Here is a 15,006-nt window from a genome sequence, read left to right as displayed (position 1 = left end):
TAAAGAGTTAATTATGTTCCAAATCCGTTCATGTATTACTCATTGGCTTAGAGCTATTTTAAGTCTTATTCTTGTAGTTGTCCTCGTTTTAAACGATCCCTCACAAGCGTTAGCTAACCCGTTTGAAAATATTATCCAGCGAGTACAATCTATTTTTGCACCCCCAAAAACAAAAGCAAAACAGACTGCAATCGCTGGTCGTGGGGTAGCAGGAGCGGGTAGAGGTCGCTGTCCTGCGCTTGTGGCTTTAGGAAAAGATGAAATTCCACTTACTGCTTTTGTGCCTGTAATACAGGAAGAACAATCCTCGTCATCTAACTCAGATGATATTTCGCTCTCTAAATTAAATTATGTTTGGGGTAAAACAACAGAAGCATATCCAACCTTTTTGTTCTACATCCCTTATGTATATAAAAAATCAGAAGTCGAGTATGGAAAATTCGTCTTGTTAGATAAAGACAAACATCGTGTTACTGGTCCAATCTTTGTCAAAATCCCTGTAGATAAACCTAGTATTGCGAAATTCACTTTACCAGAAAGTGCGAAACCTTTAGAAATTAATCAAGAATACACCTGGTATTTTTCAATTATTTGTAATCCCCTCAAGCCATCTCGTAATCCTGGAGTCACAGGCTGGATTGAAAGAGTACAATTACCAATTTTACCACCGCAGAATTATCTGTATTATGCCCAGCAAGGGATTTGGTATGATACAGTGACACACTTGGTTGAAAACGCAAATATACAAACACAATCTGCTCAAAAAGATTGGATTTTGCTTGTCAACTATATATTCCCAAATGTAAAAGATAAGGATACTTTACAGCAAATTTCTAGTGTTCAAGATATTCAGGAATTAATTCCTGAGCCGAATCCGCCAACTCTTTAAGAGTAAACCAGGTAAATAAAAAATGAATGTCTTGAGAATATCAGTTTCTTATAGAAACCGTTATTTTATATTTTAAACTTATTTATATTGACTTACTTACAGCCAATTTCCAAGTAAAATATAGGATGCCCAATATCTTGGATGTTCGCGACCAGGTAAATCCTTTAATTGTTTTTGAGTTTGCTGCAAAGCTTGAGCTTTTGTTGTTACCTTGGGATCAATTAATTGCCTGTAAAAAATCTTAGTAAAATCAACGCTAATTTCATCATCCAATGTCCACAGCGAAGCTATAGAACTGCGCGCGCCGGCTCGAACACCTACACCAGAAATGCCTAAAGTTGCTCGCTTATCGCCAGCAGCAGTTTCACAAGCACTCAATACAAGAATTTCTATAGGTTCAGGTTGTCTTTGAGCTTGCTTTTGGAATATGTCGCCGATTTGATTAATGTTAATAGGCTCGTCTGTCGCTAAAAGAAATGTTTTTTCAGGACTAGAGCTAAACTCACCGTGTGTAGCTAAGTGTAGGATTTTAAAAGCAGAAGTATCGATTTCTTTTTTCAACTTCTCTATTTTAAAGTCTTGATCAATCAGTTCAGAAACTGAAAAGTTAGAATTAGGTATTTCTTCGATTGCCTTTATTTCTTTTTCCACATAATTCAACTTAGGATATTTTTTTTGCTCTGAGTTTATCTCTGATTCTTTTAGCCCTGCTGCCAAAATTTTGAGTCCTTTACGTTGGAGAGTATTAGGTTTACGAATATCCAATCTTGGAGCTAATGCCAGTGCATAATTATCAATTAGATACTTGGGTGTTTTTTCCTTATCATCAACTACTAGTGCTGCTAATGGAATATTCCGCAAATTAGTATCTAGAGCAAACACCAATATATCAATACCTTTGAGGTATTGTTCTGCTCCTTTTAGAAGCCAGTCATACACCAGTTTGGCTTCTTTTTTAACATCCTCAAATGTATACTCTTCTTCCAAGTCTAGTTGCAGCTTTTTGAGAACAGCATTAAACGTATATTCTTTCAAATCTATTTGCCGCCTTGTAATTTCTTCTTTGATTGTATCCTCGTCTACCGGAGTGCTGTAATGTATTAAGTTTGGGATACTATAGTTTTTTTGCTCTTCTTTTGCCTGACTTTTCGGATTCGATTGGTTAGGTAACTTGATGATGACTTCGATTCTATCTTCTACAAGAATTGGATAGAAAAAAGCTGTCTTTACGGGTTGCTTATCCTTTACGGGCTTATCAATAATTTCATCAATCTTTTCTATATTGAACTCTGGACAAGCTAAACGTAAGAAATTTTCCAACTCTACCGCTTGTAAAGAAGCAATCACTTCCCGTGCTTTCGAGAGATTTTTTTGAGGAGGTTTACTATCCCATAAAAGCAAATTCACGTAATCTCGATAAATATCCTCGATATCATTTTGAAAAGATAATTCGGCATCAGGATTACCTGCTACTAACTCTGTACGAAGAGATTGCAAAGTGAGGTACGCCTCTTGATACATTTGACGTGCATCATCCAAGTTTTTTAAACTCTCTTGCTTTATTCCTTTAGATTGAGCCTGTTCTCTTGGTGGAAGTTGAGATTTGTAAATGCGACCTAATTGCCACTCCCAAAGATATTCAATCTCTGACGGTGATGCTCCGGTAGAGAGAGATTGAGCAATGAACAAAGCTTTCTGAGTATTGTCTTTAGCTAATTTCCATTGCGTACGTTTTTCATGGAGTTCACCAAGATACCCGTAACCGTAGGATTCTACTTTTAAGTCACCGATATCTGTGGCTTGTTTAATTGTCTTTTTAAGAAAATCTTCTACTTTTGAAAATCGATTAAGACGAATCAAGTTTTTAGCGAAATTAAGCCTGATAAATAATGCTGCATGGCTCTTTGGTAGTTGTTCTATTTGCTGTTGTAAATTATCAATTTGCTGTGATGGTATTCCCACATATTGGGTTACTAACTGCCTAACTTTCTCAAAAATATTTTCATCATCTGATTGAAATTCGTCTCTTCCAAACAAACGGGGTGTATTCTTTGTTATAATCTTACCGTTCCACTCATTACATATTCTGTTGGCAGAACCAGATTTCATGTTTTTCATGATTGTTTCACGCCAAGAAGTTAAATTTTCTACAAGAGTAACCTGATTAAGCTGTGCTTGTATTTGCATCAAAGTTGAAGTATCTGAAGTTTTGTTAATGTAACCTAGAGCTTGTTGGTAAACACTATTAGCCACGCTTGCATATGTTAATGCACAATTAAAGTTTTCCTGTTGTTCAGTACGGTTATAATAATCTTGCTCTCTGTTACTTAAAGTACGGAGTGTGTTGCCTAAATCTAACCAAATTGCTCCTGTTTGTTCAGGTAAGGAGTTGTTATTATTCGCTAATAAAACTAATATTTGGTATGACCAATCTAGCTCACCAAGTCCTCGAAACACGTTAGCGAGAATACGTAATCCAGCGATTTTAGCAGGTGTATTTAAGAGTTTTATTAACCCTTCTGGTTTTTCTAATTTCTCGCTATACTGCTTACGCTTTTTTTGGTCTTGCGTCAGTAAAGTGCAGTCTTTATCCCCATAAATTGGCAGCAATATATTACAAGCTCTTGGGTATAATCCCATTGCGAATGCAGCTTGAGCTTGATTGATTTGGTTATTAATTGCCTCAGCTTCATTTTTCTGTTGCCGGTAAGCTGCAACAGATTTTTGCCAACAATTTATCGCCTCATCAAAACGACCAAGCTCGTAATTAGCTTTACCTCTGACACTTAAATCTTCTGGACTTAAATCTTCTGGACTGAGATTTGGTAAACACCTCATCTCCCCTGTTTGAGGCTTTACACCTATTACTCTTTGTGGCGAGAAAAGTTGAATGGTCAGGGATGAAATTAGCCCAAAAAAGGCTAGTAAGAATATGGTAAATACCCTGTGAAGCTGTTTTTGCATAGAAAATTAATGTTTTTATTTTAGATATCCTTAAAATGATTAGTCATAATTTCTACTTCTTTCGTCGAATAGGAAACCCCTTTCCCCTAGCGGTAAGTATTCAACCCAACACAAGATTAGAAGGGTCTCCATAGAAGAGAAAAATATAAGCCTTGTTCTTGTAAAGTTTTTTTGCTAGTATCAGCAGACACTAAAGGAATACCCCAATCGAAGCGGGCATCAAGACGTTCGCCGATCTGCAAGCTCAAGCCTAAACCCACAGACGCTAGAGGATTCGGCTTTAGGTCTGAACCTTCAAAGTTATTCCAACCTGTACCTACATCAACGAAAGGTATGACTTGTAACAAGCCCTGGTTCTCAGCAAAGCGTGTAATTGGTAGACGCAGTTCCACGGAACCAAAGACTCCGTTGTCTGCAAGCAGGGCGTCTTGACGATATCCTCTAACACTTGCCTGACCACCAAGACGAAATTGCTCTAAAGAGACAAGTCGGCGGTCTGCTAGTTGCAAATCTCCCCGAACGACTAACAAGGTATCTTTCGCTAGGAGACGCACCCATTGAGCCTGTCCTCTCCAAGCAAAAAAGTTGGTGTCGGGAGCAACTTTCTGATTGGTAGCATCCAGGATATTGAGTCCTACACTGAATTGCGATCGCAATGCCAAAACAGAGCGATCGCCCCGGTCAACCCATTCCTGAATGAAACGCAGTGCAGAGATGCGAGTGCGTCCTTCATCGTCGGCTCCTGGTGAAAGTGGAAAAGGTCCGAAATCATCAATTCCCAGGGAACTTTGAGTTCGTTGATGAGATAAGGCGAATCCCAAGGCAAATTCTTGGCGAGGGTTCCGAATGACTGGATGGCGTAAACTGAGTTGGTATTCCTCGGAATCTGAGAAAATATCTAGTATGTTAAATGGTTTTTCAATGACATTGTTCCAACTCCGACCGTAGCTAAAAGCCAAGGTAGTCTCTTCAGGTGTGAGGGGTATAGCGTAGCTGACATCGAATTGATTACTACCGTCGGTGTTAGCGTAAGACAAATTCACAGTGTCTCCAATTCCCAACAAATTCTCCTCTCGCAACCGAACGCTCCGTTGGAAGGTACCCACGCCAGGAGAGCGGTTATTATCAAGGGCGATTTCACCGTGAAAGGTTCTCGCTTCATCCACCTTCACAACAAGCAAGTTGGTACCAAAGCGTGTACCAGCAGCTAGCTCCGCCGACAAATCCTTAATCCGGGGATTAAGTTGCAGGAGTTGTAGTGCTTCTAGCAACTGGTTACGATTCAGTGGCTTTTTGTTTGCTCTGGCTAAGCGACTGCGGATATAGTTGCGATTTAATCGCCGATTCCCGACAACCAGTATGTCTTCTAAAGTGCCTTCAATAATCTGTATTTTCAATGCACCTGCTTGGGGGGGAGGTGGAAACTCTTGTTCTGCTGGAATCAGCGCTCCTGAGGTAATGTAACCTTTACAGATATAAAGCTGGGTAATGGCAGAACGCGCCTCTAGCACCTGGGCAAATGTGAGTTCCACTGGTCGATCACTCTCGCTTCTTGGCAGTTTCCGAGGAGGAGCCTTTTTATCTATTTGTTTTAATGCATCACATCTGGCTTTCTCATTCAATAGTTCTGAAGCAGGTTCGCGAGCATAAAGAAACAGTTCTATCGCTTGAAGTAATTTTTCGTCCTTGAAGACTGAACCGCCCTGAAATTGGAACTTGTTGACAAAAAATTTGATAGCAACCTCCGGAGCAGATTGCCGGGGGAGGTTGGGAGCAGGAGTCGTGGGTAGCAGCTTTCCTGGATCTGGGGGAGGTGAGGGAACTGTAGGCGGTTGCGGAGGTGGAGAGGGTGGAGGTAAGACATCTTGAGGAGGGGGCAGAGTTTGCGGTAAGTTAGGCTGTGATAGCAAGTCAGCACTGGGGACTTGAGCCACTTCCACTGCACGTGCCATTTGCACGGGTAGGCTAAAGGTCAGTGTTGCTACGGTGAGTAATACCCCCCGGCTAATGCCGTCCCCCCTTCGTAAGGGGGGACTATAAGCGGATAAGAACCTTAGCAGACGCATATTCCAGAAATATTTATTTTCCATAGCAACCTGTTAACCTCTGCCAAGGAGTATGAGGAGTGAGTGTAGATGGACGAGCGGTCAAAATAATTTCCCCTCTGGGACCAATTTCTACACCTTGGGCTTCTTGTGGAGGTATTGAGGTGGAAGCTGTAGCATTTTGACCGGAGGGAGCATTGGCTGCACTTCCTAAAAAAGTGTCAGTACTAAGGGCGGAACCAGGGTTGGGCGGTAATCCTCCGCGTCCGGTGACAACAAAACGACTCGCTGCACCTTGTACACCAACAGGACAACTTTGAGCAATTAATCTTGAAGAATCACCTAAGTCTTCTGGTAAACGAATTGTCCCGCGTGTGGGTTCTACATCCTGTGTGTAGAGATTTACTGAACCCTGTAAGCTCGGGCCACCTTCCTGGGAAATTGCTGTGATGTCATTAGTTGGTAGCTCTTGAGGGTCTAGTTTTTTTGGTGAAGTGTTGGACGACAATCGCAGTTGGCGCTCCAATTCGTCTTTCTTTAGTGCTCGTATATTGACAGTACCAAGAGCATTGATTGTGACCTTGCCGCCAGCACCTGTTGAAGCATTAGCAGCGATGTCGTTATTTCTGCTAAAACCTGCAATAATGAAACCCCTAGGGTATTTGATTTCGATATTGCCACCATTACCTGGTTGCCCTTTTGTATCGGCAGTTGTGGAGATGAGGCTATTACGACGCAGCAATAGTAAGTTTCCGTTTTGCAAAGTTATATTGCCGCCATCACTTGAACCAGATTCAGCAATCAACCTTCCTTTGTTGTCCAAAAAGACGATGGGCGAATCAACTACAATGTCGCCTGCTCGACTTGTTGAGTTTTGAGAGTTAACATAAAAGCCACTAAAAACTTCAGAATTTGTTTCAGGTTGTGTAACGATTCTACGAGTATCAAGGTTTGTAAAAATATTCTCATTATTAGCGCTGCCTAATTTGCTACGTCGCTCAGCAAAAGTTGCATCACGTCCACTGACAGTTACCCGTCTGTCAGCATTGACCTTAATTGTACCCGCAGCACCACTGGAGGAGGTGGTAGTGATGAGTTGTCCTCCGTTGATAGCCTCAAATCTGTTAGCGTTGACTGTAATGTTGCCAGCTTTGTCATTATTGGAGGTGCTTGCAAATAACACAGCACCTTCTGATATGCGGAAAAGATTGGGTTTAGTGATATTGCCTATAGTGATATCGCCGCCAGCGCCTGTGGACTGAGGATTTGTAGAGGTAAATAATCCGCTAGGTTGTCCGTTGCTTGAATTGCTTCCAGAAATATTGACAGAACCTGTTGCGTTGATTTCAATTTTTCCTGCATTCCCCTGTCCGCGTGTTTCCGCAGAAAGGCGAGCGCCATTGGTAAGTGAGAGAGAACCGTTGGTAATGCGGATGTTGATGTCTCTAGCCTGACCGACACCTGTTGTTTCCACCCTGGTGAAGGCATAACCATTATCAAACGAGACATTATCGCGGGCATTGATAATCACATTGCCTGCATTTCCCGTTCCTCTGGTAAGAGCTTGCAGTTGAGCGCCATTACGAACAAACAGGGAGCCAGTCGTGATTTTTATGTCTCCACCCTGTCTTTCCGATACATCTGGTGTTTGTTGTAGGTTGCCTTCTACTGTGGCGAAGACATTAGCATTATCAAAGGTGACAGTATCACCGGCATTGATAATCACATTGCCTGCATTCCCTTGTCCATTAGTGAGAGCTTGCAGTTCAGCACCATTGCTCAAGGAAACAGAGCCTTTAGCATCCAAAGTGATAGAACCAGATGGCGCTGTCGATGTGGTTTTTGCAGTCAAAGTAGAATTGTCAATTTCAATTTTTTCATTAGAACTTATCTGAATACCTTCTCCTGTAGTAATTTGTAAATCTGGATTTGCTTGATTCCTTGTCGTATCTATGGTGCTATTTTTGATAGTCACGTTGCTAGCAGTTGTCGGACTTTTATTGATATATCCATCTTCATTGACTTGTCCCTCCACTCCTATAAATACAAGTCCATCGAAACCTGTGTTCTTAATGTTAGAACGATTAATCTGAATATCCTTGCCATTAATGTTGATAATGCCTGCAAAACTAGTGCCAGTATTAGTAGTACTCAATGTAACTTCATCTAAAATCACTGCCCCTTGTAATGAGTTCAATGAGACTGACGCTCCTTGTGAGTCATTATCTTTACTAGAGGCTTCTATATTGCCAGAGCGAATATCACGACCAGCAGTGAGAGTAACATTTCCAGCTACACCATTTTTAGATTCTGTTCTGATAGTCCACCCAGTTGTTGAAATCTGACCCTGAGGAGCCTTAAGTTCTATATTTCCACCAGTTTCATCAATAGTAGAAGATGTTATTGTTCTGTCAGATCCGTTCTTCTCTATTAGTTTTATATTGCCAGTATCACTCGTAATCTGGATGTTTCCTGGTGTTCCTGTTCCATCGTTGACTACACGGGATGCGATTTCATCAGCAATAGTGATGTCGTTTTTAGCTTTGAGACTAATGTCTCCAGCATCACCATTAACAGCATAAGTAGTTATTTTACCATTGGCATCAATTTTTCCATTGGTGCTAGTGATGCTAACACCTCCACTAAATGTATCTTGACTCTCACTTATTTGTTGACCACCAATACTACCAATGCTAATATCTCCAACAGCATCAAGCGTTACACTTCCTACATTTATAGTGCCACTTTCTGGCGGTTTTCCAACAAAAGCTACACCCACAAAGTTTTTAATCTCTTTGGCAGTTATACCGCCACTAGCTGACAAATTCACAGAACCAGAATTAACTGATGGAAACTCCGGAGATGCAAAAGTTGCGGCATCAATTAATCCAACATTAATATTGCTATTTGTACCAGTAGTTTTCAATGTCACATTACCAGCGTTACCTCGCTCAGATGAGGTTTTAATATCTTCTGTAGTGATGCTGCCATTGGCTAATAAGTCTACAGAACCAGAAGAATTACCTAAATTAACAGAGTTGGTCTCAATATTTTTGGTAGTAATGTTGCCAGTAGCTTTCAATGTCACATTGCCAGAGTTACCTGTATCAGATTTGGTTGTAATATTTCCGGTATTTACAACATCGCCATCCACTACAGGCAAGCCTGATCCCGCCAACTCCACCTGTCCATTACCATTCACCGTTAGCCTTGGACGCACTTGCTCATCAACGCTTGTCAGTAACTTAGTCAAAGATGATGAACCCACACTCGCTATGGGTGATGAAGTTTCAATATTTAGCAATTGTCCTGATGGACTCAAATTCACCACACTTGCACCTGGCACTGCTGCGATCGCAATCTGTCCTCCCGGTGCTGACAACTGCCCAGTACTAGCCACCGTACCACCCAACAGCGTTAGATTTTGCCCAGTCCCTGCTAATAAGTTCCCTGAATTCACAATGGCACTTGGCTGTGCCTGGTTAAATTGCACTCCCAAAGGTACTGTCACAGTTAGCAATGGTGGAGCCGTGGGATTCGTAGCGCTAAACTGTTTGCCATCCCCAAAATTCAAACTGTTCGCTGTACTGCCTACAAACGAACCACCAATATCTAACGAAGCATTGGGACCAAAAATAATGCCGTTGGGGTTGAGCAAAAACAGATTGGCATTACCCAGCACACCGAGTTTCCCAAAAATATTTGAGGCATTTGTCCCCGTCACCCGACTGAAAATGTTCTCAATTCCAGCCGGATTACTGAAATACGCTCCTCGTCCATCCCTGACGCCAAATTCCTGAAAACTATGGAAGAGATTAGCACCGCGAATTGCTCCTCCATCAATGCGATCGCTCTGCAAACCTTTGATATCTACATTGGGTGTCACAACAGAATTTTCAGCACCCAGGGTATTATCTGGAACAACTTGGGCAACTGCACTATTCCAACTGAAAATCACTCCGCTAGTTGCGGCGATCGCGATTCCAATCTGCCACAACTGCTCACACCGGATAAATATTGTCATGAAATTTACATTCTCCAATATTCAAGGGGAATTTAATTAGCTTTTGTTTCGTATCTTTCAAGACAAAATGTTCATAACAGATCACCGCAAAACATCCTGAAGTCGTTTAGTAATCTGCAGACTTTCTGTACAACCTAAGCGCTTTTATATACCTTTACTATTTAAATAATCGACATTTTTCTAACGAAACATACCTCTTCAGGTGTAGGTATGAATCTGCTTTTAAGAAGAAGCGCTATGAGAAATATTATCACCTGATGTCGCAACTCCAAAGCCTAGAGCTTATACTTGACTGTGTGTTAATTTTATGCATATAAATCTCACTAATTAGCAAAGCAGAAGTTAAGCTTGATGAGCTTTCCTTCTTGCTTTGTTATTAGTTGAAACAAAAATGAACTTATGCACTTACTCAAAAAACGCTATCTCATGTTGGAGAAAAAGCGTCACCAGTAATTGTTGTCTCTGACACTACGCCACTGAGCGAACTGGCAAAGATAGAAAAGCTCACAATAGTGCATGATGTGTTGGGACGCGTTATTATTGCTGATCACGCATCAGTCAACAAGTTTATCTGCAAGCTTTGAGTGTTGCAGGAGAGTGAATTACCGCTATTACATCACTTCGTTCAGGCGATCGCCCGCCATAAACCACCTTTTTCAAGTCTTCCAGCGACGATTTAATATCATGACGACGATCTAAACAGCAGTCGGATGATGAGTTCGTAACAGTAGCCACCGAGTAACACGCCAGCGGCTCCAATTAACCCCATTAACGGAGGTACCGGAGCTGGTAACTTCATTGCAGCAACCGCAATGCCGATAATCCAGCCTCCTAGCAGAGATATACCAGCCTGTTTGAAGAAATCCATTATTGCGTCCACTATCGTCACAAGTTCTATCATACGATGAGCCGCTAATTCTAAAAACCGGACAACTCCATCACCTTTGAACCTTTCTTCCACTCATCCAGTCTTATATGAATTTAGGGGAAGCAAAACTGAATCAAGTTTTCCCAAATTATGTCCTCACTTAGGAAATTGCATTGGGAAACCATTACCAGAAACGAATTCTAGAACAATCAGAGGTGCGATGAGTTCTTGCCAAAGAACGTAGGAACGCCGTATTTCACCGTTGAGGGTGGGTGGTACATTAGGCACATAAAACCAGTCTGGTGCCTCTGCTCCTCTTTCTGGTGGATCTGTCATTCTCCAGTAAATACCACAGTCTTGCCCAATGCAATATTGCCCATCCGGATAAATTTGTTGCAAGCGAGGTTGAATCGAGTCGGTCAGTAAAATACTCTGGGGATGTTCCTGAAAGTTCTTCACAAAGGTACCATCAGACTCTGGTAGCTGGGTATGGTCTGGTAGGGCTTGGGTCTTCGGTTCAATCACCATCACATTACCTCGCCGAAATCATGAGGGCGTAAATATAATGTAGCTAAGGACTCCACGCTTATCCAGGCAGCATTATCAATATTCATTCCACAATAGCTCCATCAAATACTCAGCAATTCGTTTGGCTGCTCCTGGTTTCCCCATTCGTCGTATGCCATTTTCCGCGATCGCTTGCAAAGTGTCTGGATTGTTGAGAAGCGATCGCACTGCAGAAGCTACCTCTGTTGGTTCTTCTACTAAAATCACAGATTTTCCTAAAAGACGGCTTTGTGCTTCAGCAAAGGCATAGGTGAATTGGGGACCACCTCCGGGAATGGTGATTGCTGGTTTGCCCAAACCTACAAATTGTTCTGTTGCTGTCCCTGCCATTGCGATCGCCATATCTCCCAAATGCAAGCAGTCGTTATAGGCATTTTGCGACAAGTTAAAATATGCATTTTTTTGCTTAAATGTCAAGCTATTTGCATCAGGAATTTTGATTGGAGGTTCAGCGTGGGGATGCCAGCCTTGAGATTCAAGAATTTGGCGGATACTCTCAAAGTGTAAACTAGGGGCGATCGCTCCCAAAAATACCACTGTTCCTGAAGTATGTCCCATAAAATCTTGCTCTGTGAGAACAGTCATGATTGCAGATACAGCAATCATAATTTGGTGCCAATTGGCGTATGCTTCTGGGGGACGCGAACCAGGGAGAATAGTCACAATCAAAGGTCGAGCTAATTCTTGCTTTTCGACATCAGCACCATAAAATCTTGGACGTGGAATTGATGGTTCCAAACTATCCATCATTGGGTTGCCTAAATCAAAAGCGGGAATGGGCCACCTTTTCAATATCTCTGCTGTCAGCGAATCTCTAGGAAACACTGCTTTGCAACGTTGACGATTCATCAACCAACGTTCCCAAGGGTGGTAAATTGAACCGGAAAAGTTTTCCCACGATGCCCCTCTATTTTTCCGCTTTAATAAATCAACTTCATCTCGCACGTGGTACTCTGATTTCGCGGTACCCACAAAGGCATAGCTGGCATCACTCAACCAGGCAAATAACAGTGGTAGAATATCGCCCACCGCTAAAATAGCTTTCCTGTTGCCTAATTTTGTCTGAGTATTTACCCACTGACGTACAGCTTTTATTTGACTTGCAGTAAGCTGTAACAAACCACCTTGTACATCTCGTACAAACTGGCGTCCATCCATGTAAACAAAGCCACCAGAGGGCATCGTACGTACCGAACCAATTAGGCGAATATCCAACTGCTGGTAAGCATGTCCTTCTCCCACTAATGGCAAAGCGAAGATTTCCGGTGGGTTGGGTTGTTGCTGAAGTTCTTGCAAGATACGGACTGCGATGACATCCTCTCCATGTCCGTTGCTTAAAACAAGTAACCGCAAGCGAGAACTTTCTTCGGAGTTAGAGGTTACGGGTAAAGGTGATAATTCACTCATGAGAAACAAAAACTTAAATACAAGTGTCTTTTGGGAGAAGAGGAATGAATGGGGGTATAAATCGGCGCCAAGCAGGAAGTTAGTATTATCCCCATTACCTAACCTCAGTACGGAAGTACAAACTAACTCCCAGTGAACTAGGCTACTATTATGCGAGTTTCTTCTGCTGCAATTTTTACTTTAGTGACTTTAGCGGCTGGCAATGCTAGTCAGCAAGCATTGGCTGCACCCTCAGATACTGCTGAACAAGCTGAAAAACATGATAACTTAGTGGTGCCGGTGACTGAAGAAACACCTGCACAGATAGAAGGGATTGCACACCCGGAAACAGTAGTTATTGGACAATTTTCGCAAAAATCGGGGAATGTGCAAAGTGGTGGTAGTCAGAATTCAGTTGTGAGAGCTTCTGAAAAGGACAAACAGACACGGGAACAAGAAACAGCACAAGGAGTAGGGAGAGAAATTACTTTTCCATCTTCCCCATCCTCCTCATCCTCCCCATCTTCCCCATCCTCCCCTCCAGCTACGAACAGTGATTTAGTAGTCTCTGCTACAGAAGTGCAGATAGCGTAGGAGCCAATGAAGAATTGCAGCAGATCATTCGCAGTGTGATCAAAACTCAGGCTGGTGGAGAAACGAGTCAAACTCAGCTACAGAAAGATGTTACAGCAATTTTGCAGACAGGTTTATTTAGGAATGCTCGTGTCAATAGCCAATCTACACCAACTGGCTTAAGTGTAGAGTACCAAGTAGAACCAGTGATTGTGCGTTCTCTACAACTTTCAGGGGCTAATGCCCTGACATATCAAGTCGCCAGGGAACGCCTTGAACCTCAAATAGGAAAAGTCATCAGCCCGAATGGTCTCAAGGAAGCAGTACAACAAATTAATAAATGGTACGCTGACAATGGTTATAAAGTTGCACGGGTGATATATATCCAACCCGGCGCTGAAGGAATCTTGACTTTAAATGTTGCTGAAGGTGTTGTCAACAATATCAAGTTTCGTTTTGTTAATGACGAAGGCAAGCCGGTTGATGATAAAGGTAAGCCAGTCGCAGGACGCACCAAAACAGATTTCTTGGAGCAGCAACTGAAGCTGAAGCCAGGACCAAGTCTATCAAGAAAATTTGATTAAAGAAGACTTACAGCAACTGTATAAAACTGGTTTATTTCAGAATGTTAATGTTGCTTTTGAAGGAGATGCAACAAAACTGGATGTTATTTACGAAGTCAAGGAGATAGGGGCGCGTTCTATCAATTTGGGTGGTAATTATAGCGCCGATCAGGGAATAGTCGGTACGTTAAATTATCGAGATCAAAATGTTGGCGGCGTTAACGATACTTTCGGTGTCAATCTTGAAGTGGGTGCCCGTGACTTTCAATTTGATTCCAGATTTACCAGTCCTTACCGAGAAACGAATCCAGACACCTTTGGCTATAGTGTGAATGCCTTCCGCAAGCGGGGACTTTCTGACAGTTTGGATGGAGATGTCAAGCTGGCAAATGGCGATAGAGTGCGCGAAGGTCGAGTTGGGGGAAGTTTTAGCTTTCAGCAACCAATTGAGGGCTGGGATGCTTCCTTAGGACTCAACTATACCCGTGTCAGCCTTCGCGATCGCGACGGTAAAATACCCCCACCGATGAAAAAGGGGAACCCCCTGTCTTTTAGTGGTACGGGTATTGATGACTTGACGACTGTATCCTTAAGCGCCATTAAAGACGAACGGGATAATCCTTTGAATCCGACTCAAGGTTCTATTCTCAAACTCAGTACAGAACAGTCGATTCCTATTGGCGAGGGAAACATTTCCATGAATCGCATCAAGGCAAACTACAGCCAGTTTATGCCTGTGAAGTTATTTGAGTCTAAAAACCCACAAGTCTTTGCCTTGAATCTCCAAGCTGGTACAGTCTTGGGTGATTTACCACCTTATGAAAGTTTTAACTTGGGCGGTCCCAATTCCATACGCGGTTACGATGGCGGTGATGTTGGCAGTGGTCGTACTTATGTGCTAGCTTCCGCAGAATATCGCTTTCCAATCATCCAGGCATTAGGAGGCGTATTCTTTGCTGATTTTGGCTCAGATTTGGGTACTGGTGAAACTGTCTTGGGAAACCCTGCGGGAGTTCGTGGTAAACCAGGAACTGGTTTTGGTTATGGGGCGGGATAGCGCTTTGACTCACCCTTGGGTTTAATTCGGGCTGACTTTGGACTGAATGACCAAGGAGAAAGCCAACTGC

General features: G+C 42.4%; 6 protein-coding genes and 2 pseudogenes. 2 read left to right on the top strand and 6 right to left on the bottom strand.

The genetic code is table 11. The annotated features are described in order from the left end of the window. The first annotated feature begins 13 nt into the window (after positions 1–13). Positions 14–889, top strand: a complete 876-nt coding sequence (locus tag V5G28_RS18930; RefSeq protein WP_332995450.1) for a DUF928 domain-containing protein — start codon at positions 14–16, stop codon at positions 887–889. A 96-nt stretch (positions 890–985) separates the two neighbouring features. Here the strand turns inward: V5G28_RS18930 and V5G28_RS18925 are convergent, their stop codons facing one another. From V5G28_RS18925 to V5G28_RS18900, 6 genes and pseudogenes are all read right to left on the bottom strand, one after another. Continuing rightward, on the bottom strand, positions 986–3,853 hold the full coding sequence (locus V5G28_RS18925; protein WP_332995448.1) for a CHAT domain-containing protein: 2,868 nt from the start codon (positions 3,851–3,853) through the stop codon (positions 986–988). 116 nt (positions 3,854–3,969) lie between these two features. Then, a complete protein-coding gene (locus tag V5G28_RS18920) occupies positions 3,970–5,943 on the bottom strand; it encodes a ShlB/FhaC/HecB family hemolysin secretion/activation protein (RefSeq protein WP_332995446.1) in 1,974 nt (657 codons plus the stop codon). Next, positions 5,933–9,922 (bottom strand): two-partner secretion domain-containing protein, encoded by a 3,990-nt coding sequence (locus V5G28_RS18915; protein WP_332995444.1) that lies wholly within the window; start codon positions 9,920–9,922, stop codon positions 5,933–5,935. The genes V5G28_RS18920 and V5G28_RS18915 overlap by 11 nt, the downstream gene beginning before the upstream one ends. Before the next feature lie 682 nt (positions 9,923–10,604). After that, a complete protein-coding gene (locus V5G28_RS18910) occupies positions 10,605–10,883 on the bottom strand; it encodes a hypothetical protein (RefSeq protein WP_332995442.1) in 279 nt (92 codons plus the stop codon). 87 nt (positions 10,884–10,970) lie between these two features. Continuing rightward, a pseudogene (locus V5G28_RS18905) lies at positions 10,971–11,318 on the bottom strand (Uma2 family endonuclease); the annotation flags it as partial. A gap of 75 nt (positions 11,319–11,393) precedes the next feature. Beyond that, a complete protein-coding gene (locus tag V5G28_RS18900; RefSeq protein WP_332995440.1) occupies positions 11,394–12,764 on the bottom strand; it encodes a lipid-A-disaccharide synthase-related protein in 1,371 nt (456 codons plus the stop codon). A gap of 150 nt (positions 12,765–12,914) precedes the next feature. Here V5G28_RS18900 and V5G28_RS18895 point away from each other — a divergent pair. Next, a pseudogene (locus tag V5G28_RS18895) lies at positions 12,915–15,006 on the top strand (BamA/TamA family outer membrane protein); the annotation flags it as partial.

The sequence above is a fragment of the Scytonema sp. PRP1 genome (assembly GCF_036697665.2).
In the GTDB taxonomy this organism is placed as follows: Bacteria; Cyanobacteriota; Cyanobacteriia; order Cyanobacteriales; family Nostocaceae; genus Kalymmatonema; species Kalymmatonema gypsitolerans.
Note: the sequence above shows the minus strand (reverse complement) of the source record. Positions and strands in the feature narration are given on the sequence as shown.